The organism is Streptomyces sp. NPDC127197, assembly GCF_042672405.1.
GTDB classification, from domain to species: Bacteria; Actinomycetota; Actinomycetes; order Streptomycetales; family Streptomycetaceae; genus Streptomyces; species Streptomyces flavusporus.
Genome location: NZ_JBHXVG010000018.1, coordinates 140,835 through 167,377 on the forward strand (window position 1 = coordinate 140,835; position 26,543 = coordinate 167,377).

General features: G+C 71.5%; 27 protein-coding genes. 17 read left to right on the forward strand and 10 right to left on the reverse strand.

Annotated elements, in window-relative coordinates; genetic code table 11:
* Positions 1-64: 64 nt before the first annotated feature.
* Entirely contained in the window at positions 65-2,884 is a 2,820-nt protein-coding gene (locus ACFVJQ_RS26495; RefSeq protein ID WP_385516235.1) for a SpoIIE family protein phosphatase, read from the forward strand.
* Between the two features lie 93 nt (positions 2,885-2,977).
* Here ACFVJQ_RS26495 and ACFVJQ_RS26500 read toward each other — a convergent pair whose 3' ends face one another.
* Complete coding sequence (locus ACFVJQ_RS26500) at positions 2,978-3,214, reverse strand: hypothetical protein (protein WP_224738559.1); 237 nt, start codon at positions 3,212-3,214, stop codon at positions 2,978-2,980.
* 238 nt (positions 3,215-3,452) lie between these two features.
* Between ACFVJQ_RS26500 and ACFVJQ_RS26505 the strand changes: the two genes are divergently transcribed.
* The gene (locus tag ACFVJQ_RS26505; protein WP_385516234.1) at positions 3,453-3,920 is read left to right on the forward strand and encodes a hypothetical protein; all 468 of its coding nucleotides are present in this window, start codon (positions 3,453-3,455) and stop codon (positions 3,918-3,920) included.
* 4 nt (positions 3,921-3,924) lie between these two features.
* On the opposite strand, the gene ACFVJQ_RS26510 is transcribed toward ACFVJQ_RS26505, so the two are convergent.
* Positions 3,925-4,149 carry a hypothetical protein gene (locus tag ACFVJQ_RS26510; protein ID WP_385516233.1) on the reverse strand — a complete coding sequence of 75 codons (225 nt, stop codon included), beginning with the start codon at positions 4,147-4,149 and terminating at the stop codon, positions 3,925-3,927.
* A 317-nt stretch (positions 4,150-4,466) separates the two neighbouring features.
* On the opposite strand from ACFVJQ_RS26510, the gene ACFVJQ_RS26515 reads away from it, so the two are divergent.
* Genes ACFVJQ_RS26515 through ACFVJQ_RS26540 form a run of 6 tightly spaced genes read left to right on the forward strand, consistent with a single transcriptional unit; the run spans position 4,467 to position 9,739 of the window.
* Positions 4,467-5,879: an ATP-binding protein gene (locus tag ACFVJQ_RS26515; protein ID WP_385516232.1), complete on the forward strand. Its 1,413-nt coding sequence runs from the start codon at positions 4,467-4,469 to the stop codon at positions 5,877-5,879.
* Between the two features lie 25 nt (positions 5,880-5,904).
* Positions 5,905-6,327, forward strand: a complete 423-nt coding sequence (locus ACFVJQ_RS26520; RefSeq protein WP_385516231.1) for a roadblock/LC7 domain-containing protein — start codon at positions 5,905-5,907, stop codon at positions 6,325-6,327.
* Complete coding sequence (locus ACFVJQ_RS26525) at positions 6,324-6,686, forward strand: DUF742 domain-containing protein (protein ID WP_385516230.1); 363 nt, start codon at positions 6,324-6,326, stop codon at positions 6,684-6,686. The genes ACFVJQ_RS26520 and ACFVJQ_RS26525 overlap by 4 nt, the downstream gene beginning before the upstream one ends.
* Positions 6,658-7,266, forward strand: coding sequence for an ATP/GTP-binding protein (locus tag ACFVJQ_RS26530; RefSeq protein ID WP_385516229.1), 609 nt, complete (start codon positions 6,658-6,660; stop codon positions 7,264-7,266). The genes ACFVJQ_RS26525 and ACFVJQ_RS26530 overlap by 29 nt, the downstream gene beginning before the upstream one ends.
* On the forward strand, positions 7,263-8,501 hold the full coding sequence (locus ACFVJQ_RS26535) for a cytochrome P450 (RefSeq protein ID WP_385787526.1): 1,239 nt from the start codon (positions 7,263-7,265) through the stop codon (positions 8,499-8,501). The genes ACFVJQ_RS26530 and ACFVJQ_RS26535 overlap by 4 nt, the downstream gene beginning before the upstream one ends.
* Entirely contained in the window at positions 8,498-9,739 is a 1,242-nt protein-coding gene (locus tag ACFVJQ_RS26540; protein WP_385787529.1) for a cytochrome P450, read from the forward strand. Before ACFVJQ_RS26535 ends, ACFVJQ_RS26540 begins: the two co-directional genes overlap by 4 nt.
* Positions 9,740-9,875: 136 nt before the next feature.
* On the opposite strand, the gene ACFVJQ_RS26545 is transcribed toward ACFVJQ_RS26540, so the two are convergent.
* Complete coding sequence (locus ACFVJQ_RS26545) at positions 9,876-11,402, reverse strand: helix-turn-helix domain-containing protein (protein WP_385787532.1); 1,527 nt, start codon at positions 11,400-11,402, stop codon at positions 9,876-9,878.
* Between the two features lie 239 nt (positions 11,403-11,641).
* Between ACFVJQ_RS26545 and ACFVJQ_RS26550 the strand changes: the two genes are divergently transcribed.
* The 3 genes from ACFVJQ_RS26550 (at position 11,642) to ACFVJQ_RS26560 (ending at position 14,476) form a co-directional block, all read left to right on the forward strand.
* Complete coding sequence (locus ACFVJQ_RS26550) at positions 11,642-12,262, forward strand: L-threonylcarbamoyladenylate synthase (RefSeq protein ID WP_385516225.1); 621 nt, start codon at positions 11,642-11,644, stop codon at positions 12,260-12,262.
* A gap of 105 nt (positions 12,263-12,367) precedes the next feature.
* Positions 12,368-13,123 (forward strand): dienelactone hydrolase family protein, encoded by a 756-nt coding sequence (locus tag ACFVJQ_RS26555; RefSeq protein ID WP_385516224.1) that lies wholly within the window; start codon positions 12,368-12,370, stop codon positions 13,121-13,123.
* 153 nt (positions 13,124-13,276) lie between these two features.
* On the forward strand, positions 13,277-14,476 hold the full coding sequence (locus ACFVJQ_RS26560) for a glycoside hydrolase family 64 protein (protein WP_385787535.1): 1,200 nt from the start codon (positions 13,277-13,279) through the stop codon (positions 14,474-14,476).
* 66 nt (positions 14,477-14,542) lie between these two features.
* Here the strand turns inward: ACFVJQ_RS26560 and ACFVJQ_RS26565 are convergent, their stop codons facing one another.
* Positions 14,543-15,517, reverse strand: coding sequence for a TauD/TfdA dioxygenase family protein (locus tag ACFVJQ_RS26565; RefSeq protein ID WP_385516222.1), 975 nt, complete (start codon positions 15,515-15,517; stop codon positions 14,543-14,545).
* Between the two features lie 104 nt (positions 15,518-15,621).
* Positions 15,622-17,172 (reverse strand): glycoside hydrolase family 32 protein, encoded by a 1,551-nt coding sequence (locus tag ACFVJQ_RS26570; RefSeq protein WP_385787538.1) that lies wholly within the window; start codon positions 17,170-17,172, stop codon positions 15,622-15,624.
* Between the two features lie 158 nt (positions 17,173-17,330).
* Here ACFVJQ_RS26570 and ACFVJQ_RS26575 point away from each other — a divergent pair, with 158 nt between their 5' ends.
* Genes ACFVJQ_RS26575 through ACFVJQ_RS26590 form a run of 4 tightly spaced genes read left to right on the forward strand, consistent with a single transcriptional unit; the run spans position 17,331 to position 21,956 of the window.
* The gene (locus ACFVJQ_RS26575) at positions 17,331-18,740 is read left to right on the forward strand and encodes an extracellular solute-binding protein (RefSeq protein WP_385787541.1); all 1,410 of its coding nucleotides are present in this window, start codon (positions 17,331-17,333) and stop codon (positions 18,738-18,740) included.
* Complete coding sequence (locus ACFVJQ_RS26580) at positions 18,737-19,690, forward strand: carbohydrate ABC transporter permease (protein WP_385516219.1); 954 nt, start codon at positions 18,737-18,739, stop codon at positions 19,688-19,690. The genes ACFVJQ_RS26575 and ACFVJQ_RS26580 overlap by 4 nt, the downstream gene beginning before the upstream one ends.
* A gap of 14 nt (positions 19,691-19,704) precedes the next feature.
* The gene (locus ACFVJQ_RS26585) at positions 19,705-20,559 is read left to right on the forward strand and encodes a carbohydrate ABC transporter permease (RefSeq protein WP_385787544.1); all 855 of its coding nucleotides are present in this window, start codon (positions 19,705-19,707) and stop codon (positions 20,557-20,559) included.
* Positions 20,556-21,956, forward strand: coding sequence for a glycoside hydrolase family 32 protein (locus ACFVJQ_RS26590; RefSeq protein WP_385787547.1), 1,401 nt, complete (start codon positions 20,556-20,558; stop codon positions 21,954-21,956). Before ACFVJQ_RS26585 ends, ACFVJQ_RS26590 begins: the two co-directional genes overlap by 4 nt.
* On the opposite strand, the gene ACFVJQ_RS26595 is transcribed toward ACFVJQ_RS26590, so the two are convergent.
* The gene (locus ACFVJQ_RS26595) at positions 21,919-22,983 is read right to left on the reverse strand and encodes a LacI family DNA-binding transcriptional regulator (protein ID WP_385787591.1); all 1,065 of its coding nucleotides are present in this window, start codon (positions 22,981-22,983) and stop codon (positions 21,919-21,921) included. The genes ACFVJQ_RS26590 and ACFVJQ_RS26595 overlap by 38 nt on opposite strands.
* Positions 22,984-23,079: 96 nt before the next feature.
* Between ACFVJQ_RS26595 and ACFVJQ_RS26600 the strand changes: the two genes are divergently transcribed.
* Both ACFVJQ_RS26600 and ACFVJQ_RS26605 read left to right on the forward strand, forming a co-directional pair.
* The gene (locus ACFVJQ_RS26600) at positions 23,080-23,907 is read left to right on the forward strand and encodes an aldo/keto reductase (RefSeq protein WP_385787550.1); all 828 of its coding nucleotides are present in this window, start codon (positions 23,080-23,082) and stop codon (positions 23,905-23,907) included.
* Between the two features lie 7 nt (positions 23,908-23,914).
* Positions 23,915-24,124, forward strand: coding sequence for a hypothetical protein (locus ACFVJQ_RS26605; protein ID WP_385787553.1), 210 nt, complete (start codon positions 23,915-23,917; stop codon positions 24,122-24,124).
* A 15-nt stretch (positions 24,125-24,139) separates the two neighbouring features.
* Here the strand turns inward: ACFVJQ_RS26605 and ACFVJQ_RS26610 are convergent, their stop codons facing one another.
* The 4 genes from ACFVJQ_RS26610 to ACFVJQ_RS26625 all read right to left on the reverse strand — a co-directional run bounded on the left by ACFVJQ_RS26610 (position 24,140) and on the right by ACFVJQ_RS26625 (position 26,512).
* Entirely contained in the window at positions 24,140-25,162 is a 1,023-nt protein-coding gene (locus ACFVJQ_RS26610) for an alpha/beta hydrolase family protein (RefSeq protein WP_385787556.1), read from the reverse strand.
* Between the two features lie 48 nt (positions 25,163-25,210).
* Entirely contained in the window at positions 25,211-25,681 is a 471-nt protein-coding gene (locus tag ACFVJQ_RS26615) for a peroxiredoxin (protein ID WP_385516214.1), read from the reverse strand.
* Positions 25,682-25,775: 94 nt separating this feature from the next.
* Positions 25,776-26,297, reverse strand: coding sequence for a MarR family winged helix-turn-helix transcriptional regulator (locus tag ACFVJQ_RS26620; protein WP_385516213.1), 522 nt, complete (start codon positions 26,295-26,297; stop codon positions 25,776-25,778).
* A 29-nt stretch (positions 26,298-26,326) separates the two neighbouring features.
* Positions 26,327-26,512 (reverse strand): oxidoreductase C-terminal domain-containing protein, encoded by a 186-nt coding sequence (locus ACFVJQ_RS26625; RefSeq protein WP_385787560.1) that lies wholly within the window; start codon positions 26,510-26,512, stop codon positions 26,327-26,329.
* Positions 26,513-26,543 lie beyond the last annotated feature (31 nt).

Genomic DNA, 26,543 nt, shown 5'->3' on the forward strand with positions numbered 1-26,543 from the left:
GTACGCTCCGCCACAGTGCGTGATGTCTCTCGCCTCCCGGGGCTCGGCAGTGTAGACAGGGCACATGGTCCGACAATTGGGTCCATCCCGGGCTCAGTCCACCAGGCCTCTCCGAGCAGTGCGCGACCAGTGCACGCCTGCCCGGAAGCTGTTCGTGCGCGAGTGGCGGACGCGGTCGGGGCCGGACGGCTCACCGGACCGGAAGCAGCGGGGGAACGGACGGCCGGGACGGGGCCCGGCGGCGGGGGTGCGCTCGGTGCTGACCGGGCGCAGTGTCGCCGGGCAGGTCTTCTTCCTCCAGGTCGTCATCGTGCTGCTGCTGGTGGTCGTGGCGGTGGTGGCGCTGGTGCTGCAGGGCCGCCGCGACAGCACCCAGGAGGCCCGCAACCGGTCGCTCGCCGTCGCCGAGACGTTCGCCAACGCCCCGGGGACTCTGGAGGCGCTGAGGAGCCCGGATCCGACAGCCGTCCTGCAGCCGCGGGCGGAGGCGGCCCGCGAGGCGGCGCACGTCGACTTCATCGTCGTCATGAACACCGACGGAATCCGCTACACCCATCCGCTGCCGGATCGCATCGGCAAGCGCTTCGTCGGGAACATCGCACCGGCGCTGGCCGGGCGCAGTCTGACCGAGGAGATCGAGGGCACGATCGGCCCGCTGGTGCAGGCCGTGGTGCCCGTCAAGGACGACGGCGGGAGGGTGGTGGGCCTGGTGTCGTCCGGCATCACCACCGAGCACGTGGGAGGTGCGGCCAACCGGCAGCTGCCGATGGTGCTGTTCTCGGCGGCCGGGGCGCTGGTCGTCGCCACCGCAGGCACGGCACTGGTGAGCCGACGGCTGCTGCGGCAGACCCGCGGGCTGGGACCGCGCGAGATGACCCGCATGTACGAGCACCACGACGCGGTACTGCACGCCGTGCGGGAGGGTGTACTCATCGTCGACGGCGACGGCGGCCTGCTGCTCGCCAACGACGAGGCGCGCCGACTGCTCGGCCTGCCCGACGACGCCGAGGGCCGCCATGTCCGCGACCTCGGCCTGGAGCCGGGGACTGCCGAACTGCTGGCGTCGGGACGGGTCGCCACGGACGAGGTCCACCTGGTCAAGGACAGACTGCTGGCGGTCAACCAGCGGCCCACCGATCTGCGGGGCGGCCCGCCCGGCAGCGTCGCGACCCTGCGTGACTCGACGGAGCTGCGGGCCCTGTCCGGCCGGGCGGAGGTGGCGCGGGAACGGCTCGACATGCTGTACGCCGCCGGTGCGGGCATCGGGACGAGCCTGGATGTCACCCGTACCGCCGAGGAACTGGCGGAGCTGGCGGTGCCCCGGTTCGCGGACTTCGCCACCGTCGACCTGTTCGACGCCGTGCTGGGCGGTGAGCAGCCCGAACCCGGCACGGAGCTGCGCCGCACCGCCTTCGCCGGCATACGGACGGACCCGCCACTGTATCCGGTGGGCCGGCGGATCCGGTTCGTCCCGTCCTCGCCGCAGGCCCGCAGTGTGCTCGCCGGCCGGACGATCATCGAGCCGCGGCTGCGGGAGGCACAGGGCTGGCAGGCGCAGGACCTCGAGCGCACCGCGCAGACCCTTCAGTACGGCATCCACTCGCTGATCACCGCACCGCTGCGGGCGGGCTCCCTGATCCTGGGCGTGGTCACGTTCTGGCGCATGGAGAATCCGGAGCCGTTCGACGCGGAGGACCGGGCCCTCGCGGAGGAACTCGTCGCCCGCGCCGCGGTCTCCATCGACAACGCCCGCCGCTACACGCGCGAGCACAGCATGGCGGTGACACTTCAGCGCAGCCTGCTGCCGCGCAGCCTGCCCGAGCAGAGCGCCCTGGACATCGCCTACCGGTATCGGCCCGCGCAGTCGGGCGTCGGCGGCGACTGGTTCGACGTACTGCCCCTGTCCGGCGCCCGGGTCGCCCTCGTCGTCGGCGACGTGGTGGGCCACGGGCTGCACGCCGCCGCCACCATGGGGCGCCTGCGTACGGCGGTGCACAACTTCTCCGCCCTCGACCTCGCGCCCGACGAACTGCTCGGGCTGCTCGACGAGCTGGTCGCCCGGATCGACCTGGACGAGGTCGACGAGAGCGATGCGGCAGACGGCGGCAGCGCCCCGGTCACGGGCGCCACCTGCCTGTACGCGATCTACGATCCGGTCGTGCAGCGCTGTTCGATCGCCCGCGCCGGTCATCCGCCGCCGGCGCTGGTCCGCCCGGACGGCAGTGTGGAGTTCCTCGACGTGCCCGCCGGTCCCCCGCTCGGGCTCGGCGGCCTGCCGTTCGAGACGGTCGACGTGGAGGTGGCCGAGGACAGCCGGCTGGTCCTCTACACCGACGGGCTGGTCGAGGACCGGGAGCGGGACATCGACACCGGGCTGGAGCTGCTGCGCACCGCCCTGGAGCAGGCGGGCACGTCGCCCGAGGACACCTGCCGTGCCGTGCTGGACTCCCGGCTGCCGGCCCGGCCGAGCGACGACGTCGCCCTGATCGTCGCGCGCACGCGGGCGCTCGGGCCCGACCGGGTCGCCGCCTGGGACGTGCCGTCCGATCCGGCGGCCGTCGCGGAGGTGCGCGCCTCCGTCATCCGGCGGCTGACGGAGTGGGGGCTCGAGGACCTGACGTTCACCACGGAGCTGATCCTGAGCGAGCTGGTCACCAACGCGATCCGGTACGGCGGTACACCCATCCGCGTGCGGGTGCTGCGCGACCGGAGCCTGATCTGCGAGGTGTTCGACAGCAGCAGCACCGCGCCCCATCTGCGGTACGCGGCGATGACCGACGAGGGCGGACGGGGTCTGTTCCTCGTCGCGCAGCTCGCCGAGCGCTGGGGCACGCGCTACCTGCCCGGCGGCAAGGTCATCTGGGCCGAACAGCCGCTGCCGTGAGGTGATCGGCTGACGGCCGTACGGCGGCACCGGGGCCCGGACACCGGCGTCGGCGTGCCGGTGTCCGGGCCCCGGTCTTCCAGCGGACCGGCGTCAGCCGCCGTCGAGCCTGCTGCGCAGGAGTGCCTTGCCCAGTTCGGCGCCCTTGCGGCTGTCCGCCTGGGCCTTGCGGAACAGGTCCGCGACCTCGGTGTCCTTGTCGCGTTCGGCGTCCTGGATGTAGGTCTCCAGGCGCAGCGCGTTGTTCAGGCATGCCTCCACGTACCAGATCAGGTTGTAGTCCTTGTCCGGCGTGCCGGTCACGCCGCCGGTCTCCGTGCCGCTGGTCATGCGGGCCTCCTCCTTCGCTCTGCCGAGGCGAGTACGTCAGCGCGGCACGGGTACCCCTCTGTCCGCCGTACACACGGCCGGAGCGGATCGCCCCGGGACGCGTCGAGCGCATGCCCGACCGTCGAACGGAACCGCCCCGAACGCCAGCCCGCGCCACCCCTTCCGCCGGATAGAAATATCTACAAGCATGCATATGCCCGGTCGGCGTGCAGCCGACGGAGATCCTCCGGAGCGGAACATGAGCGATCTGACCTGGACGCGCGGAGTGGAGTGGCTCGCCGCCGCCGCGCCGGACCCCAAGGAGTGCAAGCGGGAGTGGGACCGCGGCGACGGTGTCGCCCTCCTGGCGGCCGGGCGTTTCTGGGACGTACTGACCGTGCCCGATCAGCTGGGCCTGTTCACCCTGGATCTGCTGTGGCGGCCCTCGCTGCCGATTCCGGGTCCGACACTGGTGGACACCGCCGCACACCGGGTGGGGTTCTTCCTCCCGCCGGACCCGGACAGCCGGTGGATCGGCGCCGGTCTGCGGCACGCGGGCAAGGGGTCATGGGTGGCGGTTCCTCCGCCGTACCGGCCGGCCCGGTTCCTGGAGTGGCTGATCCCGCCCGACGGGACCGGGGCGCTGCACGCGCCCGCCACCCTGGAGCTCGCCCTGCGTCAGGCGAACGGCACGCTCTCCGTGCTGGAGCCCCTGTGCGGCCAGTAGCCCGTCAGGAGCGCCGCTCCGCCCTGCAGGTCCTCGCCGGCAGGGCGGCGAAGGACACCCACTGCACGTCCGGAGGGGCGGGCACGCACCGCCCCTCGGCCCGCCACTCCGCGACGAGTTGGGCGTAGATCAGCGGGCGGCACCAGCCCCCGCCGGTCAGTTGGGCATAGGGGCCGGGTACGGGATCGCTTGCCGGCCGGCGCCGCGGCGCCCGGGAAGGTCGGTCCATGCCGAGGGCAACGCCCGAGGCCGCACCGGTGGTACGCGAACACACCGGCACTCACCGGACCGGGTGAGCGCACCCCCCCGTTCGGAGTAACCCGGGTCGCCCGGCACCCGGACGGACGGGCTCGGCGGCCTCAACTCGCCTGATGCATATGGCAATTCCGACAGTTGCCACAGAAGTGATCGGAGCAGAAGCAGTTTTGACCTCAAGTCTGATCGCACCGCGCAAGAACGGTCGCCGCCGGTTGTAGTGTGCTGCGCGTGCCCTCATGACAGGGGCTTCCGATCCCGTCCTGCCCGACCTCCCCTGGAACCCACTCGATGATCGAATTACCGGACCTGGTCGTCGGCGGTCTGGCCGCCGGCACACTGTCCGCGCTGGCCCTCGGCGGCGGGCTGCTCCGATCCCGTCGGCAACAGGCCCTGCAGCAGGCCGAGATCACCGCGCTGCGCCGCCAACTCGACGGCACCCTCCAGGCGTTCATCGCGGAAGTCGGGTATCTCGCGGCGCAGCGCGTTCCCGCGGCCGCGCGGCAGCTGGCCCATCCGCATGTCGCGGTGCCGGGTCCGCGGCATCCGCATTTCGCCGACACACCACTCGGCGGCGCCCTGGACGACGTACTCACCGCCCTGCGCCTCGAGTTGACCGGCCAACGCACCCGGATCGACGCGGCGGCCCAGGCCGGGATGCGTGGCGCGACCCGGGAGATCCAGGCGGCCCTGTACCGGCTTCAGGACGCTCTGCGGGGACTGCAACAGCAGTACGACGATCCCGAGTTGGCCCAGACCCTGTTCGAACTGGACCACGAGAACGAACAGTCGCTGCGCCGGGCGCAGATCGCCGCGGTGGTGTGCGGGGCCTGGGTGGGGCTCGCCCGTGAGGAGTCCCACCTGGTCGACGCGGTGACCGGCGGTCAGGCCCGGCTCGCGGGCTATCACCGGGTGCGGGTGCACAACCATCTCGCGGCGGGCACCGCCCTGGTGTCGCACGCCGTCGAGCCGGTCGCGATCATCGTCGCGGAGCTCCTCGACAACGCGCTGCGGCACTCCGCGCCGGACACCGACGTGACGGTCAACCTGGAGCACGTCCACCACGGCGTCTGCGTCACGATCGACGACGCCGGCCTCGGCATGACCCAGGACGAACGGGCCCGCGCCCAGCGGCTGGTGGCCGGTTCCGAGCCGATCCTGCTGACCGACCTCGGTGATCCGCCCCGGATGGGTCTGGCCGCGATCGGCCAGCTCACCCGGCAGTTCGACCTGAGCGTGGACCTCTCCTCGCCGTCCCCGTACGGCGGCGTGCGCGCGGTGCTGCTGGTCGACAGCCATCTGCTCAGCCGTATCGACCCCGAGGAGCGTCCGCCGGCGGCCAGCGCCCCGCGGTCGACCCGCCGAGAGCAGGAGGCCGGGACCGACGAGGCCGTCACGTCCGCCCCGGCCCACGCGTACGGCATCGAGCAGGACGACGGTGCCGACGGTGTCGTGTCCGAGCACGACGGTCCACGGGACGCAGGAGGGCTCCCGCAGCGGCGTCGCCGTAGCCGTGCCACTGCCCCCGACACGCCCGCGCCCCGGCGACCGGCGCGCCGGCCCGAGGAGGCCGCGGCCGCCCTCGGCGCCCTGCAGTCCGGTACCGCGGCGGCGCGCTCCGGGACCGGGACCACCGGTGGGGAGGCCCGGCCACGGGGGTGGGCCGAGGCAGCCGCCGACGACACGGAGACGACCGACCGATGACCGACTACGAAGGGGGAGCGGCTCGATGACCAGCCGCGATGCGGGCGACACGGCATGGGTGCTCGAACCGATCCTGCAGGTACCGCATGTCGTGGCCGCCGTTCTGCTCACCCGGGACGGGCTCGTCACCGGGTACACCGACGCGCTGACCCGGCCGTCGGCCGAGCGGGTGGCAGCCATCACCAGCACCGTGCAGGGCGCCTGCCGGACGGCCTCGGCGGCGTTCGCCGACCGGGAGCGGGCCGAGGTGCGCCAGGTGGTCATCGAGTCCGACCACGGCTATGTGCTGATCGTGCCGACGGACCACGGCACGGTCGTCGCCGCGTACGGGGACGCCGAGGTGCGTCTGGACCTGCTGGCGCACCGGGTGCACTCGCAGGTGGCGCGGCTCGGCGAGAAGGCGATGGCCGCCGCGCCCCGGGGAGCCGACGGCGGCGCGTCGGCATGACCGGCCGCCCCGGCGGCCGCCCCCTGGTTCCCGCGTATCTGTCGACCGGCGGCGTGGCGCGGCCGAGCCGTCCGCAGCTGGAGCGGCTGTCGGTGCTCACCGGCACCGGCGAGCCGGTGCCCGGTGATCTGCCGGCCGCCCAACTGGCCCTGCTGGAGGAGCTGGACGACGGCTCGCTGACCGTGGTGGAGGCCGCGGCGCTGCTCCGGCTGCCGGTCTCCGCGGTGCGGGTGCTGGCCGCCGGCCTCGTCGACCGGAACCTGGTGCTCGCCCGCGCGCCGATCCCGCCCGCCGAACGGTTCGACCCCGACCTGCTGAAGAGAGTGGCCGATGGCCTCCGCGCCCTCAAGCACCACTAGTGCCATCCACCTGCCCGACAGCGCCCGCGACCTGGTGAAGATCCTGGTCGCGGGCCCGTTCGGGGTGGGCAAGACGACCCTCATCGACTCCGTCTCCGAGATCCGCCCGCTGCACACCGAGGAGCAGCTCACCGAGGCGTCCGCGCAGGTGGACGATCTCGCCGGGGTGCGGGAGAAGTCGACGACCACGGTCGCCATCGACTTCGGCCGGATCAGCCTGCCCGGCGGGATCGTGCTGTATCTGTTCGGCACGCCCGGGCAGGAGCGGTTCCGGTCGCTGTGGGACGACATCGCCTACGGGGCGCTCGGCGCGCTCGTTCTGGTGGACAGCCGCCGCGTCGACGCCTCGTTCGACGTGCTCGGTCTGGTGGAGGAGAGCGGCCTGCCGTACGCGGTCGCCTTCAACGCCTTCCCCGACGCGCCCCGCCACCACACCGAGGAACAGCTGCGCGCCGCCCTGGACCTGGAGGCGGACACGCCGATGGTGACGTGCGACGCCCGGGAGAAGGACTCCTCCATCGACGCGCTGCTCGCCCTGGTCCAGCATCTGATCGACCGCCACCCTCCGGAGCGCCGGTGACCACCCATTCCCCTGCCCAGCAGACCTTCTCCCGTTCGGTGCCCGTGCGGCTGTGGGAGGACGGCTTCGCACTGGATCCGTACCGCTACTACGCCGACCTGCGCGAGCAGGGCCCGATCGGCTGGGCGGAACTCGCACCGGGTGTGCCGGCGTACGTCGTCACGGACCGGCGGGCCGCGCTGGACCTGCTGCACGACACCGAGACGTTCTCGCACGACCCCCGGCCGTGGGAGGCCACCGTCGCCGACGACTCGCCGGTCCTGGGGATGATGCGCTGGCGTCCCAACACCCTGTTCGCCGACGGTGCCGCGCACAGTCGCTACCGCACCTCGCTGATCGACACCTTCGACTTGGTCGAGCCGCACGATCTGCGGGCGCGGGTGCACCGGGCGGTGCATGTGCTGGTGAGCCGGTTCGGGCCGCGGGGCGAGGCCGACCTGGTGGGTGACTTCGCCCGGCCGCTGATGGCCCTGGTGTTCAACAGCCTGTTCGGGCTGCCGGACAGCCAGAGCGACCGGCTCAACACCGCCCTGGGCAAGATGATGGAGGGCGGTGCACAGGCGGCCGAGGGCGAGGCGGAGTTCGGCGGGTACGTCCTGGAGCTGATCGCGGCCAAGGCCGAGGAGCGCGGCGACGACCTGCCGAGCCGGCTGCTGGACCATCCGGCCGGCCTCACCCCGGAGGAGGTCACCTGGCAGGTGTTCCTCACCCTCGGCGCCGGGCACGAACCGACCGCGAACCTGGTGTCGAACGCGCTGTCGCGGATCCTCGGCAACCCGGAGTACTACTCCACCCTGACGAGCGGCGCCCGTCCCGTGACGGACGCGGTCGTGGAGGTGCTGCACCACGAGACGCCCCTGGCCAACTACGGCATCCACTTCGCCCGCAGACCGCTGTCCTTCCACGGCGTGTGGATCCGGGCCGCGGTGCCGGTGGTCATCTCCTACGGGGCGCTGGCGTACTTCGCCGAGCAGGAGCACGGTGCCGACCGGCACCCGGGCGACGCCTCGCACCTTTCGTGGTCGGCCGGCCCGCACGCCTGTCCGGTCAAGCAGCACACGCTGCTCATCGCCACAGAGGCGATCGAGCGGCTCACCCAGTGGCTGCCGGATCTGCAGCCCGTCCTGCCCCGTGAACGTCTGACCTGGCGGCCGGGTCCCTTCCACCGGTCGCTCACCGCGCTGCCCGTGCGGTTCACCCCTCGCTCCCCCGACCAGCCAGGAGACCGCCCGTGACCATGACCGATCGCATCGACCGCTTTGTCATCGACCCGTTCGGCGCCGACATTCCCGGCGAGAGCGCCCGGCTGCGCGCCCTCGGTCCCGTCGTGCCCGTGGAGCTGCCCGGCGGCATACCCGCCTGGGCGCCGACCGGCCACGACGTGCTCAAGCAGCTGATCCTCGACCCACAGGTCAGCAAGGACCCCCGCCGGCACTGGAAACTGTGGCCGGAGATCGGGGAACACCCCTCCTGGGGCTGGATCCTGGGCTGGGTGGGCGTGGTCAACATGCTCTCCACGTACGGCGCCGACCACACGCGGCTGCGCAAGCTGATCTCGCCCAGCTTCACGCACCGACGCACCGAGGCGATGCGTCCGCGCGTCGAGGCGGTCACGGCCGAGCTGCTCGACGCACTGGAGTCGGCCGGGGCCGACGGTGACGTGGTGGATGTGAAGGCGGGCTTCGCCCATCCCCTGCCGATGCGCATCATCTGCGACCTGTTCGGCGTGCCGGACGAGATGCGGGAGGACACCGCGCGGCTCATCGCTGCGATCATGGACACCACCGATCCGAGTCCGGAGCACGCCGCGTTCGTGCAGCAGCAGATCGGCACGGTCCTGCCCGCACTCATCGCCCACCGCAGCGAACACCCCGGCGACGACCTGACCACCGAGCTGATCCGGGTGCGCGACGAGGACGGCGACCGGCTCAGCGACGAGGAGCTGCTGTACACGCTGCTGCTGGTGATCGGGGCCGGTTTCGAGACCACCGTCAACCTCATCGGCAACGCGGTCGTCGCCCTGCTGCGCCGGCCCGAGCAGCTGGCGGCAGTGCGGGCCGGGAAGATCACCTGGAATGCGGTCGTCGACGAGACGCTGCGGGTGCACCCGTCCATCGCCGCGCTGCCGCTGCGGTTCGCCGTCACGGACATCAAGGTCGGCGACGTCACCATTCCGGCCGGGGACGCCATCATCACGACGTACGCCGCCGCCGGTCTGGATCCGGCGCACTACGGGCCGGACGCGGACGTCTTCGACGCCTCGCGCGGCGCCGACGACCATCTGGCGTTCGGGATCGGTGTACACCGGTGCATCGGCGCGCCGCTGGCCCGCATGGAGGCGCTGACCGCGCTGCCCGCCCTGTTCGACCGTTTCCCCGAGGTGCGGCTGGCCGTCGGTGAGGGCGAGTTGCGGCAGGTGCCGTCGTTCATCGCGTTCGGGTGGCAGGAGGTGCCGGTGCGGCTGGACGCGTGAGGCCCGGCTCCGGACGCGGTGCGGCAGGGGCGCGACCGGTCCCCCGTTCCGGTCGTGCCCCTGCGGCTCGTTGAACCTACGTGCAGGGCGGATCGGTTGTGAACCGCGTCGATGCCCGTTTCACCGGCCGGAGGACTCAACCGTGCACAGGTGAGTCCGGATGGCCCGGATTCGCCCCCTGCAGGGCGGGCTGGTCGAGGTCGCCCAGCGCGAGGTGCGCCAGGACCACCTCGTAGAGGTCGCTGCCGCCGGAGAGGAGCTGGCGTTCGAGGACGGGCTCGGCGCTGCGCACATGCTCCCGTACCGTCTGCGCGTGGACGCCCAGCAGCTGCGCGGCCCGTTCGGCGTTGCCGCCGGCCGCGATCCAGGTGCGCAGGGTGCGGCGCAGGTCCCTGGTGTCGGTGTCGAGGCGTCCCAGCAGGTCGCGGGCCCAGGTGCGCACGGCGGGCCCGGCCAGCAGCTCGCCGAACCCGCTGCGGGCCGCCTCGCCGGGGTCGCCGGGGAGCTCCACGAGGGCGGCCTGTGTGTTCAGCGCGAGATGGACGGCTGCCCGAACGGTGAGGTCCGACAGGTCCGTGCGCAGCAGGCCCTCGACGCGTTCCATGCGGGCGCGGACGGTGTTGCGGCTGACGCCGAGGACCTTGGCCGCGTTGACGGCGGTGAACTCCAGGCCGAGTCGGGTGGTGGCGAGGAGTTCGGCGCGGGTGTGGTGCGGCAGGGTGTCGAGGGGCCGCAGCAGACCGGCCGTCCAGCAGCGCAGTGCGGCCGGGTCCATCAGGCGTTCGGGGTGGGTGCGCTCGGCGTACACGGCCTTCTTGTCCGGGCGGAAGTGCGCCACGGCGAGGGCGCTGACGGCCTGGCCGTACGCGGTGGCGGTCTGGGCGAGGTTCTGCCGGGCGCTGCCACCGAGGAAGGTGTCCGGGCGGCCGTCGATCAGCGAGCGCAGCTCCGCCGCCGCAGCCTCGCCGGGCGTCACGACGATCACATGCGAGTCCACGGCCGGGCAGCGCACCACGAGGGCCTGTTCCGAGGTGGCGTCCAGGCATTCCTCGGCGAGCCGGTCGCGGTCCTCGGGGCGGCTCTCGGCCACGTAGACGCAGGCGGTGTCCGTGTCGAGGAGGCCGGGCCAGAGGCCGGCGGCCACCCGGCGGGCGGAGACGGTGTCCTCGACCATGAGCAGTTGCAGGATCGCCAGGCGCAGGTCGGAGGCGGCCCTGCGCAGACGGTGTCCGGCCGCGGCGCTCTCCCGTGCCCGCAGCAGGAGTTCGAGCACACCGGCGGTGTGGGTGACGATGTCGGAGGTGCGCCGGTCGAAGGGGGCCGGGCGGATCACCGCCAGCACGCCGGCCGACGCGGGCCGCGGCAGCTCGACCCTGACCAGCCGCCGGTGGTGCCCGCCGTCCTGCAGCGCGGCGGAGGCGATCCGGCCAGCGGCGATGTCCGCGACCAGGTCCTCGTCGAGCGGTGTCCGTGTTCCGGCGAGGAGGGTACCGGCGTCGTCCTGCAGGGACACGTCCGCGTCCGCGGCGTCCGCGAGCCAGGCGACGACCTTGCGGACGTCCCGCGCGGACGGTCTGAGATGGTCGAGCAACTGCTGTGCCCACGTCGGGTCCGTGCCGTCCGCCACGTCCACGCGACGGCCCTCGTCATCTCGGCCAGCCACGTCGGCCCTGCCTCCTTCTGCTCGTTCTGTACCCGGCGTCGGGGTCACCGGTCGGGTGACGTTACCTCAAGCGTGGCCGAGGGTCGCTGTGGCTTTCACGGGCCGGACGGCGCACGGCAGCCGGAAGCGGGCAGGAAACGGGCCTGATCATGGCCTGGCCGCTGCCCTCGACGCGACTCCGGTGCGGGCACGGGCCGGTCTGCCCGTTCGTCGCCGCTTGCCGGGCATAAGCTCGACAGATGGCGAAGTACTACGACGTGCACCCCGACAACCCCCAGCCGCGCACCATCGCCCAGGTCGCGGACAGTGTCCGCTCGGGGGCACTCATCGCATATCCCACGGACTCCTGCTACGCGCTCGGCTGCCGACTGGGCAGCCGGGACGGCATCGAGCGGATCCGGACCATCCGCAAGCTGGACGACCGGCATCACTTCACCCTCGTCTGCCAGGACTTCGCGCAGCTCGGCCAGTTCGTGCGGGTCGACAACGACGTGTTCCGCGCGATCAAGGCGTCGACGCCCGGCAGCTACACGTTCATCCTGCCGGCGACGAAGGAGGTGCCGCGCATGCTGCAGCACCCGAAGAAGAAGACCGTCGGCGTGCGCATCCCCGACCATGTCGTCACCCAGGCCCTGCTCACCGAACTCGGTGAGCCGCTGCTGTCCAGCACCCTGCTCCTGCCGGACGAGGACGAGCCGATGACCCAGGGCTGGGAGATCAAGGACCGGCTCGACCACGTGCTGGACGGCGTGGTCGACTCCGGCGACTGCGGGACCGAACCGACGACGGTGATCGACTTCTCCGGGGGCGAGGCGGAGATCGTCCGGCGCGGGGCGGGTGACACCACGCGGTTCGAGTGAACGGCGGGGCAACGGGTTTCTTACCCGCACATGTCACGATGGCCGCCGCGGGCCCGTCGAGCCGGCGGGCCCCACGTCGCCGACCGCGCAGAAAGGCAGCCAGCCATGACCGCCGTACAGGGAACGGACGTTGACATCCCCACCGAGGACGGCACCGCCGATGCCTATCTGACCCACCCCGGCGACGGAGGCCGGCATCCGGCGGTCCTGTTCTACATGGACGCCTTCGGGCTGCGGCCGCAGCTCAGGTCGATGGCCGACCGGCTGGCCGGAGCCGGGTACACCGTCTTGATGCCGAACCTGTTCTACCGTCACGGGCGCGCCCCGGTCGTGGAGTTGCCCGAGTTCATCGGTGATGCGGCACGCGGCGGGCTGTTCGAGCAGATCCGCCGGGCGGTGCAGTCCCTGACGCCAGAGGCCGCGATGCGCGACGCCGGCGCGTATCTGCGTTGGCTGGCGGACCGTCCCGAGGCGGCGGACGGCCCGGTCGCGGTGACCGGCTACTGCTTGGGTGCGCGGCTGGCGCTGCTCACCGCCGGGACGTATCCGGAGCACGTCGCGGCGGCGGCCGGCTTCCACGGCGCGCAGCTGGCGACCGAGGCGCCGGACAGTCCGCATCTGGTGGCGGACCGTATCACCGCGGAGCTCTACTTCGGACACGCCGACGAGGACCCGTCCATGCCCCCGGAGCAGATTCAGCGCCTGGAGGACGCACTGACCGCGGCGGGTGTCCGGCACCGCTGCGAGGTCTACCCGGGCGCGCCGCACGGGTTCACGCAGGCCGACACCGCGTCGTACCACGCCGAGGGGGACAAGCGTCACTGGGCGGCACTGCTGGACCTGTTGGACCGCACCTTCTGATCCGTCGGCGGCGCCCACGGTCCCGAGCCGCCGGCGCCGCCGACGTCTTTCTCTGCCGCACTCATTGACATGCTCGCGCCTTGACGCAACGCTGAGAGCGCTCTCAACACCAGGTACGGACCAATTCCCCCCACACCCGCACGGAGGTGGAGAGTGCTCGCAATCCTCAGGCACCGGTGGCCGGCCGTGGCCGCGGCGGCGGCCCTGCTCGGCGCGCTGCTCACGTTCGGCACGACGCCGCCCGCGGACGCGGCGGTGCCCGCGACGATCCCGCTGAAGATCACCAACAACTCCGGTCGCGGCGATCCGCTCCATGTCTACATCCTCGGCACCTCGCTGACGACGGGTCAGCAGGGCTGGGCCGACGCGAACGGTACGTTCCATCCATGGCCGGCGGGCGGCAACCCGCCGACGCCCGCCCCGGACGCGTCCATCCCCGGACCGGCCGCCGGGCAGTCCAGTACCGTCCGGATCCCCAAGCTGTCCGGCCGGATCTACTTCTCGTACGGTCAGAAGCTCGTGTTCAAGCTGGCCACGGGCGGTCTGGTGCAGCCGGCCGTGCAGAACCCGAGCGACCCGAACCGCGACATCCTCTTCAACTGGTCCGAGTACACGCTCAACGACTCGGGCCTGTGGCTGAACAGCACGCAGGTCGACATGTTCTCCGCGCCGTACTCGGTCGGCGTGCAGCGCGCCGACGGCAGTGTGGGCAGCACCGGCCGGCTGGAGCCGGGCGGCTACAACGGGGTGTTCAGCGCGCTGCGGGCCCAGTCGGGCGGCTGGGGCGGACTGATCCAGACGCGGTCCGACGGCACCGTGCTGCGGGCGCTGTCCCCGCTGTACGGGCTGGAGACCGGGGCGCTTCCCGCATCGGTCATGGACGACTACATCGACCGGGTCTGGCAGAAGTACGCCACGACCACGCTGACGGTCACGCCGTTCGCGAACCAGCCGGACACCAAGTACTACGGGCGCGTCTCCGGCGGCGTCCTGAACTTCACCAACGGCTCCGGGACGGTCGTCACCAGCTTCCAGAAGCCCGATGCGAGCAGCGTCTTCGGCTGCCACCGGCTCCTCGACGCCCCCAACGACGAGATGCGCGGCCCGATCTCCCGCACCCTGTGCGCGGGCTTCAACCGCTCGACGCTGCTCACCAACCCGAACCAGCCGGACACCTCCGCGGCGAACTTCTACCAGGACACGGTGACCAACCACTACGCCCGGATCATCCATGACCGGATGGCCGACGGAAAGGCCTACGCGTTCGCCTTCGACGACGTCGGCCACCACGAGTCACTCGTCCACGACAGCGACCCGCGGCAGGCGTATCTGACCCTCGATCCCTTCGACTGAGCTGCCCCTCCGAACGACCGGTGCACCGTTGGCGCGGTGCACCGGTCGGGCGGCGATCTCGGGACGTCACCAGCGCCCCGGCTCGGTGCCGACGACCGGCTCCGACGGCTTGCCGTCCACCCCGACCGGCACGTCCCCGGCGAGCATCACCCGGTGCATGATGCGGGGGAAGCCGAGGTGGGCGTTGTCGCTGGGCGCGAGGTGGATGGTGGCCCGGTTGTCCCAGAAGGCCACGCTGCCCGGCTCCCAGCGGAAACGGACGGTGTACTCGGGGCGGACCGCCTGCTCCAGCAGCATGTCCAGGATCGCCCGGCTCTCGGCGCGGGAGAGGTCGGCGATCTGCTCGACGTAGTAGCCGTTGACGAACAGCACCCGCTCGCCGGTCTCCGGGTGCACGCGCACCAGCGGGTGCACGGAGGCGACCTGATGGTCCAGCAGATGCCTGACGTAGGCGTCGTCGCCGGGCCGCGGCTGGTAGCCGACGCCGAGCCGGTGTTCGGCACGCAGTCCGTCCACGAACTCCCGTACCGGGGCGGACAGTCCGGTGTACGCCGCCGCCAGATTCGACCAGGTGGTGTCGCCGCCGTACGGCGGGACGGTCTCGGCGCGCAGGATGGTCGCGGCAGGCGGGTCGACACGGGCCCCGTGGTCGCAGTGCCAGCCGCGCAGCAGGGTGTGCCGGCGGCGCTGCAGCCACTCGTCGTGCTCCATGCCGAACCGCCCGCCGAGTTCCAGCCGGTCGGCGGTCGTCTCGATCTCCGGGAAGTCGGCCGGTGACGCTCCCCCGCGCCGCCCGAGGACGACCGGTTCGCCGAACCGGCGCGCGAACGCCACATGCGCGGCGTGGTCCAGCCGCTGCCCGCGGAAGAACACGACCTTCCAGCGCAGTACCGCCGCCCGGATCACGGCCACCTGGGCGTCGTCCAGCTCCCCGGCCAGGTCGACGCCCGCGATCTCGGCCCCGATGTGCCCGGCGACCGGCTGCACCTCCAGCCCGGCGTCCCGCCCCGCCTGGTCCGTCGTACGGCTGCCCGTCGTCATGCGCACTCCGTTGGTCGTGGGTGTCTCGACTTCCGGAGAGATCGTGACAGCGATCGCCGACCGAGGCGACAGCGCCACACTCCGAGACGACGGACCCGCTGGTCTCACACGGCGAACTCCCGTATCACCGTGTTCCGGAACACCGCCCGGCCGCCGATCGTGAACAGTGCGAGCCGGTCGTCGAGGAGATACGGGAAGACCTCCGACGAGTGCACGTACCGGCCGTCGTCGACGAACATCTCCACCGACGTGCGGTCGACGAGGATCCGCAGCCGCACCCGGCGGGCGGAGGGGTCGAAGGGGCTCTTGCTCTCCTGCCATCGGCCGGAGGTGTCGGGGTTCACGGTGGGCCGGCGGTTGAGGAAGGCGTAGTCGCCGTAGACGCCGGCGTCGATGTGGCGGACACCGTCGGGGGAACGGCGCAGTTGGAGGCCGGCGCCGGTCAGTTGGTCCCAGGTGATCTCGCACGTCACCTCGTAGGCCGTGCCCCGGTGGTCGAGGACTCGGGTGCCGTCCACCTCCAGGTCGCCGAGGTTCAGCGTGCGGGACACGTACGAGTCCAGTGCGGCAACGGGACGTGAGGCGAAGTAGTACATGCCGGACGGAGCGCGCTTGAGCGCGATCTCGCGGACGATCGAGTCGGTGCCGTTGAAGCCGTCGCAGTCGATCGTGGGTGTGGTGTTGGCGTAGTCCCAGTTGTTCAGCCAGCCGATGGCGTACCGCGTGCCCTCGTCGAGTCGGCCGTCCGCGTCCCGTTTCTCGAAGGTGACCGCCCCGTACCAGTCCCAGCCGTGGTCCAGCCACTGCGGCTCGGACGCGTCGGGAGTGAAGGTGGTGCCGTCGAAGGCTCCGGTCCAGTAGGCGTAGGTGTTGGGCAGTCCTGAGCCCTTGCCGTTGGCGCTCACCCCCAGCACCCAGCGCACAGTGCCGTCCTCGGCCCTGATGCGGAACAGGTCGGGGCACTCCAGCACGCCGATGCCGTCCTTGACGAAGCCGCTCACGTAGGTCCAGGACCTGAGGTTCGACGAGTGGTAAAAGCCGATCTTGTTGTTCTCGGCGAGCGCCATCACCCACCAGCCGCGCTCCTCGTCGCGGATCACCTTCGGGTCGCGGAAGTCGCGCACGCCGGGGTTGGCCAGCACCGGATCGGTGCCGTGGTGGGTGAAGGTGCGGCCGCCGTCGGTGGAGTAGTACAGGTACTGGGCCTGCGTGTTGGCGCCCTCCACGGGTTCCATGGTGGCGAGCACGACGACCGCGCCGGCCCCGAAGCCCGCGGTGTTGTCGGTGTCCACCACCGCCGAGCCGGACCACACGTCGCCGTTGGGTGTGGTGTCCTTGGACACGGCGATCCCCTGGTCCGTGAAGTGGACCAGGTCGGTGCTGGTGGCCAGACGCCAGGCGGTGCCCGCGGTGGTGCCGCCGGTGAAGTAGTCCGGGTTGTACAGGTAGTAGTAGTGGTACTCGCCGTCGACCCAGATCGGGCGCTGAGGGTCGTTCTTCCACTGGTCGGGGACCGTGAAGTGATACCGGGCGCGGTAACTCGCGCAGGCGGCCCGGGTCTTGGGCCCGGCCGTGGCGGGCACGGCAGGCAGTAACGCGGCCGCGGTCCCCGCGGCCGAACCAGCGAACAGCGCTCTTCTGGTCATCCCATGCATCACACATCGTTCCTCTCGTCAGAACGGCGGCTCCGTGGACCAGGACTGTGCGACCTAACTCGTTAAAGGTCAAGTGTTCGCGGGCCTTGACAGGCAGGTGACACGCTTCTCATCATCTGGGGCATCACACCTTGGCTAACACGAGTTAGGCCCCTTCAATGACCGACTCGCACCTCACCCGCCGCACACTGCTGCGGTACGGCGCCTACGGCGCGGGAGCCGCCGCGCTGGCCGGCACCGCAGCGAGCTGGGACCGGCTCACCGGAGCCGACATCCCCGGCCGCGACGACGGCTCCCTCGTCGTCGCCACCCTCGGCCCCGCCTACGGGCCGGAGGCCGTCCGCACGCTCACCGAGGGTTTCAAGAAGGTCCATCCCGACATCAAGCTGCGGATCAACGCGGTGCAGGCCGTCGACTGGTCGGACTTCTTCGCGAAGATCCTCACCCAGATCGCGGCGGGCACCGCGCCCGACCTCGTCTACGTCGCCACCGAGGGCGTCCAGTTGTTCGCGCAGCGCCTCGGGGTCCGGCTGGACGACTGGGTCAAGCGGGACGCCGGGGAGTTGCGTGAGTACTTCGCCGACGTCCATCCCTCGCTGGTGGAGTCGATGATGTACGAGGGGAGCCTCTACCAGTTGCCGGTCGAGTTCAACGCGGCCGACATGTACCTCAACACCCAGGTGCTCAAGCGCGCGGGCGCGGACTTCCCGGCGGCCGACTGGAACCGCGACGACTTCACCGCGCTGTTGCGGGACATGAAGAAGTCCAGCGGCTCCCAGTTCACGCCGTACTTCTGGACCAACCGGCTGTGGGGCGGGGTGGTGCCCTGGCTGTTCGCCAACGACACCAACCTGCTCGCCGAGTCCAAGGCGCCGGGCGGCGCCTGGCTGTGGGACTCCTTCTACCCGGCCGCCCAGCGGCAGGGGCGCGGGGGCGGTTTCCGCTGGACCACCCCGCAGGCCACCGACGCCCGCGTGGAGGAGGCGTACGACTATCTCGCCTCCCTCATCCAGGAGGGCCTGTGCACCCGCCCCGAAGGCGGCAACGGCCAGAACCTCATCGGCGTGTTCTCCACCGGACGGGTCGGCGTCACGCCCGCGGGCGGCTTCTGGGCGGGCGGCCTGCACCTGGCCGGCATGAAGGCCGACGGCTTCGACGTGCAGTACTTCCCGCGCTGGCGCACCCAGCGCATGCAGTACGGCGCCGCCGGCTACGCACTGCTGCGCACGTCGAAGCGGCAGGAGGAGGCCTGGGAGTTCATCAAGTACGCCGCCCGCCGGGACACCCTGATGCGACTGTTCGAGACCAACCAGACCACTCCGGCGCGCCGTTCGATGCTGACCGCCGACCGTTACCGGGAGATCGGCCCCAAGCACTGGCAGGTCTTCTACGACACCCTCGACAAGTTCCCCGACACCGGGCCGATCCCCGCGCCGCCGCAGGTCGCCGAGGTCGAGCAGGTGCTGCTCAAGCACACCGGCACCGCCCTGGCCTCCCGGCGCTCGGTGGCCCCCGCGCTGCGCCGGATGCAGGGCGACCTGGAGAAGGCCATGGAGCGTGACGTATGACGAACACCCAGATACCGGCCGTACGGCCGAAGCAGCCGACGGCGCCACCGGCTGTCGCGCCCCGGCCCTCCGCCCGTGACCGTGGCACCCGACTGCTGGCCACGCTGTTCCTGGCGCCCACCATCGTCGGCATCGTCGTCTTCACGGTCGTCCCGATCGTCGGCTCGGTGGTCCTCAGCCTCTTCCACTGGAACGTGATCGACGACCCGAGCTTCGCCGGGGCCGCCAACTACCGTGAGGCGTTCGGCGATTCGACCGTGCTGGTCTCCTTCCGCAACACGCTCGTGTTCATGGTGTTCGCGGTCGCGCTGCAACTGCTCATCGCCCTGATGCTGGCCCTGGCGGTGAACGGGCGCATGCCGGTGTGGCTGCGTTCGGTGTTCCGCTCGGCGTTCTTCTTCCCGCTGGTGCTGTCCGCCGCGTCGATCTCGGTGGTGATGAAGTACCTGTTCAACCAGGACTTCGGGGTCGTGAACTGGCTGCTCGGCTTCGTCGGGATCGCCCCGGTGCCATGGCTGACGTCCGAGAACGCGGCGATGGCGACGGTCGTCCTGGTCTACGTCTGGCAGCAGTTCGGGTTCTCGTTCCTGCTGTTCGTCGGCGGCCTGAACAACATCCCCAAGGAGATCCACGAAGCCGCCTCGCTCGACGGCGCGACCGGGCTGCGCAAGCACCTCGCCGTCACGCTGCCGCTGCTGTCGCCCACGCTGCTGGTCGCCTCGGTGGTCGGCATCATCAACGCGCTGCAGGTCTTCGAGCAGCCGTACGTCCTCACCAATGGTGGGCCCGGTGACGCCACCCGGACCGTGGTGATGGTCATCTACGAGAGCGCGTTCGAGCAGCTCCGCTTCGGTGAGGCCTCGGCGGTGGGCGTGCTGCTGTTCGTACTGATCATGGCGGTCACCGCACTCCAGTTCCGGCTCAGCCGGCGTTTCGTCCACTACCAGTGAGCCGGGTGAGTACCTTGAGCCAAGCAACCCTGTCCCTGAGCCGTACGCGGTACTCGCTCGCGCCGTGGGCCCGGATCGCCGGGCTGACCGTGTGCGCCCTGCTGACCCTGGGCCCGGTCATCTGGACCGTCTCCACCTCGCTGCGCACCCCGGCCGAGGCCTTCGACCTGCCGCCGAAGCTCATCCCGACGGACCCGTCCGCCGACGCCTACCGCGGGGTGTTCGACCAGATCGACGTCTGGCTGCTCGCCCTCAACTCGACGCTGGTGACCGCGCTGATCGCGGTGGGCCAGATGATCACGGCCGGGCTGGCGGGATACGCCTTCGCGCGCCTCGAGTTCCGGTTCAAGAAGCCGCTGTTCGGGCTGGTCCTGGCGACCATGATGGTGCCGCTGCAGGTCACCATCGTGCCGGTGTTCCTGGTGCTGAAGTCGATGGGCCTGACCGACACCCTGCTCGGCCTGATCATCCCGGCCTTCCCGACCGCCTTCGGGACCTTCCTGATGCGCCAGTACTTCCTGGGCATGCCGAAGGACCTGGGCGAGGCGGCCATGCTGGACGGCTGCGGGCCCTGGCGGACCTTCCGGTCCGTGTACGCCCCGCTGGCCGCACCCGGACTCGCGATCGTCGGCGTACTGGCCTTCAACTACCACTGGAACGAGTTCTTCCGCCCGCTGATCCTCGAGACCTCCGGCCAGAACTACACCCTCCCCCTGGGCCTGGTCTCCCTCCAGGGCAACCTGGGCACCGGCTCCATCTCGGTGGTGCTCGCCGGTGTCGTCCTCTCCATGATCCCCGCCGTCGCCGTGTTCGTCGTCGGTCAGCGCCCTCTCCGCGAGGGCATCACCTCCGCAGGAGTCAACCGTTGAGCGTCTCCGCTCAGTCCACGGACCCCGGCGCCCCGCGCTTCAGGGTCCGTCCCCCCGCCAACTGGATCAACGACCCGAACGGCCCCTTCCGTTGGCGGGGCCGCCACCACCTCTTCTACCAGCACAACCCCGACGCCCCGGTGCACACGAACGTCCACTGGGGCCATGTCTCCAGCGCCGACCTCGTCCACTGGGAGCACCATCCGATCGCGCTCTCCCCGACCCCCGGCGGCCCGGACGAGGCAGGCTGCTGGTCGGGCTGCGTGGTCGACGACGACGGCGTGCCGACGGCCGTGTACACGGGCGTCGACCGGCAGCACACCGGCCTCGGCTCGATCTGCCTGGCGCGGGCGTTGATGCCGGAGGACGAGACACTGACCGACTGGAGGCCACTGCCCACGCCGGTGGTGGCCGGCCCGCCCGCCGGTCTGGACGTGGTGATGTTCCGCGACCCGTTCGTGTTCCGCAGCGGTGGCCGGCGGTGGGCTCTGGTCGGCGCGGGGCACGCCGACGGGACTCCGTCGGTGCTGCTGTACGACTGTGACGACCTGGCCGACTGGCGGTTCGCCGGGGTGCTCCTCGACGGCAACGACCCTGTCGCGGTGGACGCGTTCGGGGACAAGGCGGTCGGCTGGGAGTGCCCGCAGCTGTACGTGACGGCGGGCGGGGAGTGGGTGCTGGTGGTGTCGCTGTGGGACGGAGACCCGTGCGCCACCGGCTACCTGACGGGGTGTCTCCAGCCGTACGACGAGGACGCGTTGCGCTTCAAGGCCCGCACCGGCGGGCGGCTCGACCACGGTCGGGACTTCTACGCGCCCGCCGTCCTCCAGGAGCCGGACCGGGCGCTCATGTGGGGCTGGTCCTGGGAGGCGCGTGAGCAGAGCGAGGTCGATCGTGCGGGGTGGGCCGGTGTCCTGACCGCGCCGAGGGTGGTGGACGTCCATCCCGACGGCGCCCTGCGGGTCGTACCGGCTCCGGAACTCGAACTGCTGCGTGCGGCCGAACCGTTCGTCACCTCACCGGGCCTTCGCACGCCGCTGCCGGAGGCATACGACCTGACCGTGACCGCATCGGGCCGGACCACCGTGAGTCTGCTGCGGTCCGCCTCGGGCGCGGAGCTGACGGTCCTGCTGGACCCGGACGCGGGCACGGTGACACTCGACCGCGGTGACTGGCCGCGAACTCGGCCGGACGGTTCGGCGCCGATCGTGATGCGGGCGCCGGCCGGCGAGGTGCGGATCCTCGTCGACGGCTCGCTGTTCGAGCTGTTCGTCGGCGACCGGGCCACGGTCACCGAGCGGGTCTACCGGCGACCGGACGATGTGCCCGAGCTCGTCGTCACGGGTTCCGGAGCCACGGTCACCGGCTGGGAGCTGGCCCCACCGACGCACGGCTGATCACGGGGCAGGCGAGGCGCCGTACCGTCGCGGGCGGTGTCCTGCCCGTGTCGATGGAGTCGAGGACCAGCCGTGCGGCGGCCTCGCCCATCGCCCGGTGGGGCAGCGCGACAGTGGTGAGGGGCGGCGTGAGGAACTCGGCCATGTGTTCCTGGTCGTCGTAGCCGACCACCGACAGCTCGCCGGGGACGGCGATGCCGAGCCGGGTCGCGGCATGCAGGACGCCTGCCGCCACCCGGTCGTTGTAGCAGAAGATCCCGGTGGGGCGCCCGTCGGCGGGGACGCCGTCGAGGATGTGGAGCGCGCCCTCGTACCCTCCGGTGATCTCGCCTCCGCTCCGTACCACCCACTCCTTGGGGACGGTGATGCCCTCGGCGCGCAGGGCGTCCCGGAAGCCTCGCAGGCGGTCGACGGAGGCGATGTCGTCCTGGCCGCCCACCATGGCGACCCTGCGGTGCCCCTCGTCCAGCAGCAGCCGGGCCGCCGTACGGCCTCCCGCACGCTCGGCGGGGATGACGGCGGGCAGGGAGTCGTCCTCGGGCAGGCAGTTGGCGAGGACGGAGTGGGTGCGGTGCAGGCCCTCGGGGACGCGGACGCGGCGCAGCGACATGGCCGCGTAGATGATGCCGTCCACGCGTCGGTCGAGGAGTTCGGCGACGGCCGCGTCCTCCTTGGCCGGGTCGCCGCCGGAGTCGATGGTCAGGACGAGGTGCTCGCTGCCCCAGGCGGTCTCCATGGCACCGCGCAGCAGCCGGCCGGCGAACGGCGACGAGGCGATCTCGTCGGTGACCAGGCCGATCACGGCTGTACGGCGGCGGCGCAGGCCTCGCGCGACAGGGTCGGGGCGGTAGCCGAGCTCGGCGGCTGCCCGGCGGATGCGCTCCTGGGTGGCGGGCGAGAGATTGCCCTCGGCGCGGCCGTTGAAGACGAAGGAGACAGCCGTGTGCGACACACCGGCGAGCCGGGCGACGTCCCGTGACGTGGGACGCCCCGACCCCCTCGGCTGCTTCTCCTCGGTGCCGCCCATGCCGTCCGCTGCCCTCATCCCCCACCCGTCCGGTTGATCAATCCTCACCCTATCCGTGACGCTGGATGTACGGCACAGTCGAGGGAAGGTCGGACAGTGATCAGCATCCCGCTGCACACGCTCAACGACGGTACGAAGATCCCCGCCATCGGTCTGGGTACCTGGCCGCTGGACGACGCACAGGCGGAACAGGCGGTTCTCGACGCCCTGGAGCTGGGCTACCGCCTCGTGGACACGGCGGCGAACTACCGCAACGAGACCGGGGTCGGCCGTGCCGTCGCCCGCAGCGGTGTCCCGCGCGAGGAGGTGGTGGTGACGACGAAGCTCCCGGGCCGGCACCACGGTTACGAGGAGACCCTCGCCTCCTTCGAGGAGTCCCGCGCCCGCCTCGGTGTGGACTACGTGGACCTCTATCTCATCCACTGGCCGCTGCCCCGCGTCGACAAGTACGTGGACTCCTGGAAAGCCATGATCAAGCTGCGTGAGGACGGCCTCGTCCGGTCGATCGGCGTCTCCAACTTCACGGCCGCGCACATCGAACGGCTGGAGAAGGAGACCGGAGTCCTGCCCTCGGTCAACCAGATCGAGCTGCACCCGCTGTTCCCCCAGGACGACCTGCGCGCCTTCCACGCCGGCAAGGGCATCCTCACCGAGAGCTGGACCCCCCTGGCCCCCGGCGACGTCCTGGACGATCCCGTCGTGACCGGCATCGCCGATGCCCTCGGGGTGACCCCCGCCCAGGTCGTCCTGCGCTGGCACACGCAGCTGGGCGCCCTGCCCATCCCGAAGTCGGCGAACCGGGAGCGGCAGCGCGAGAACCTCGACATCTTCGGCTTCACCCTGGATCCCGGCCGGATGAGCGCCCTTGCCGACCGGGCGCATCGGCGCCTCGGTGGGGATCCCGAGGCGTACGAGGAGTTCTGAGCGGGCGTTGCGGGACTACCGCGGCAAGCGTGACTTCGGGCGGACCCGTGAGCCGGAGGGGCGTGCGGCGACTCCCGGCGCGGAGCCGTTGAGCCACGACCGCAAGGGGCGGGCGGCGCACACACAAGGGCGGGGCACGCCGGATCCCCGTCGGGCCCGTTCGGTGCGCAGCGGTCGTACGCTCGCCCAGGTGGCCGCGGACGTCCGGGAGGACTGAGCGTCCGTCGCGCGTTCAGCGGAGGTGGCGTTCGAAGTGGTCCATGGTGGTGTCCATCGAGTCCCGCCACCGCGAGGAGAAGGTGTGCCCCTCGCCGGGATACTTCACCAGCCGGACGTCCTTGCCCGCCGCCTCGAACGCGGCGGCGGTCTGCTCCGACCACCTCGGGGGGCAGGTGTCGTCGGCGGTGCCGTGGTGGATCAGCAGCGGCTCGGTCACCCGGTCGATGTAGGTGACGGGTGAGATCTCCTTCCAGAAGGCGGGGTTCTCCCGGGGGCTGCCGTGTTCGGTCTCGATCTCGGCAACGACCGGGTCGCCGTTGCGGCGCTGGAAGTGGTCGAGGTTCTCGGCGGGGCGCGAGCTGACCGGTGCGTGGACCACGGCGGCGTCCACCAGGCCCGGTGCCGCCACCAGCGTGTTGTACACGACGCCGCCGCCCATCGACCGGCCGAGCAGGCCGATGCGGTCGTTGTCGATCTGCGGGAGGCCGGACGAGCGCAGGGCCTGCACGGCGGCGATGACGTCCTCGGTGTAGCCGAGGCGGAGGTTGACGTCGTTGTCGGGGTCGTCGTCGGAGCCGGCGTGGTTGCGGTAGTCGGTGTGCAGGACGACGTAGCCGTTGCGGGCCAGCAGGTCCTGCTCCCGGGCGAGTCCGCGACCGGTGGTGTAGACGTCGGGATCGATGTAGCCGTGCGCCAGCACCAGCGCCGGGAAGGGGCCCCTGCCCTCGGGGACGTTCATGAGGCCGGAGATGGTCAGGCCGTTCGCCTCATAGGTGATCGCGTACTGGGTGTAGGCATCGGTGCGCAGCCGTACGGTACCGAGCCGGAGGCCGGATCCGCGGTGCTCCCGGGCGATGAGGCCGGGGATCGACACGGGGTCGGGCGGCTTGGACGTGGGGGTGTTGGGGGCCGACGACGTGGTGCGAGTGGGCGTCGGCGGGTCGGTGCGTGCGGGGTCGCCGTCCCCCTCCGTGCAGCCGACGGCGGCCGCCAGCACCAGGCAGACGGTGACGCAGGCCTTGCCCACCAACCGCATGCCGCCAGTATCACCGACGGCGCGCGGTCGCGTCGGGCTCTCGTACGATCAGGCCCGATGTGCGCGCAGGGCGGCCAGGGCACGGTCGGCGTGTGTGTTCATGCGCAGTTCGCTGCGGACGACCTCGAGGACCGTGCGGTCCTGCGCGATGACGAAGGTGACGCGCTTGGTGGGGGCCAGCTGGAATCCCCGCTTCACACCGAAGCGTTCACGGACCGTGCCGTCGGCGTCGGACAGCAGCGGCATGCCGAGCGTGTGGCGTCCGGCGAACTCCTGCTGCCGCTCCACCGGGTCACCGCTCACGCCCACCGGCCGTGCGCCGACGGCGGCGAACTCCGCGGCCAGATCACGGAAGTGGCAGGCTTCGGCGGTGCAGCCGGGGGTCATGGCGGCGGGGTAGAAGAACAGCACCACCGGCCCCTCGGCGAGGAGTTCGGACAGGCGCCGCGGCGTACCGGTCTCGTCGGGCAGTTCGAAGTCCTCGACCTTGTCGCCGGCGACCGGCTGGGACGGGGGCACGGTTCCTCCTCTGGTGGCCTGGCGCGTGAGCTTACTGGACAGTACAGAGGTGTCCGGAAGGCACCCGCTACGAGCGGCGGTTGTGGGCTGTGGGTCAGGAGGGGGCGGCCTGAGCGGTGGGCCGCTGCTCGGTGTCGTCGTCGACGGCCGCGGCGAGGAAGTCGTCGACCATGCGGTGGAAGAGGGTCGCGAGCTGCCGCAGTTCCTCCGGCGACCAGTCGGCCAGGGCCAGCTGCATGCCCCGGGCGCCGACGTCCCGGATCCGCTCGATGGCCTGCCGGCCGGTTTCGGTCAGCTCGATGCGTTGGGCGCGCCGGTCGTCGGGGTCGGGTACGCGGGTGACGTACCCGGCCTTCTGCAGCTGCTGCACGGTGCGGGTGACGTGCGAGGCCTCCACGCCGAGCTGGTTGGCCAGCTCTCCCGGGCGCATCGGCTCCGAGTCCGCGACCTGTCGCAGCAGCGCCACGGCGGCGCGGTCCAGCGGCACCTCGGCCAGGGCCATCAGCCGGTCGTGCTGCCGGGCGCGGGTGCTGAGGTAGGTGATACGGGTCAGCGCCCGCTCGATCTCGGTCACTTCCGGGGAAGCGGGCGCGGCGGGGATCGGGGGTGTGGGCATGGACCCACTTTACCATCTTGTTGCGTAACTCAAGTAATTTGCCCCGCGCCCTTGGCCGCGGGCACGGACTCCTGCCAGCCCGCGCCCGCCGCGATGGCCTGCCGCCACACCCGGATCGCCCGCGGCGGCATCCCGACGGCCACCTCGTCATGGCCGCGCAGAAAGCCGTACGCCTGCACCCTCATGTCGTACTGGTCGGACCAGAAGTACGGCACCGGGGGCGAACGGCTTGCGCGCCTCGGGACG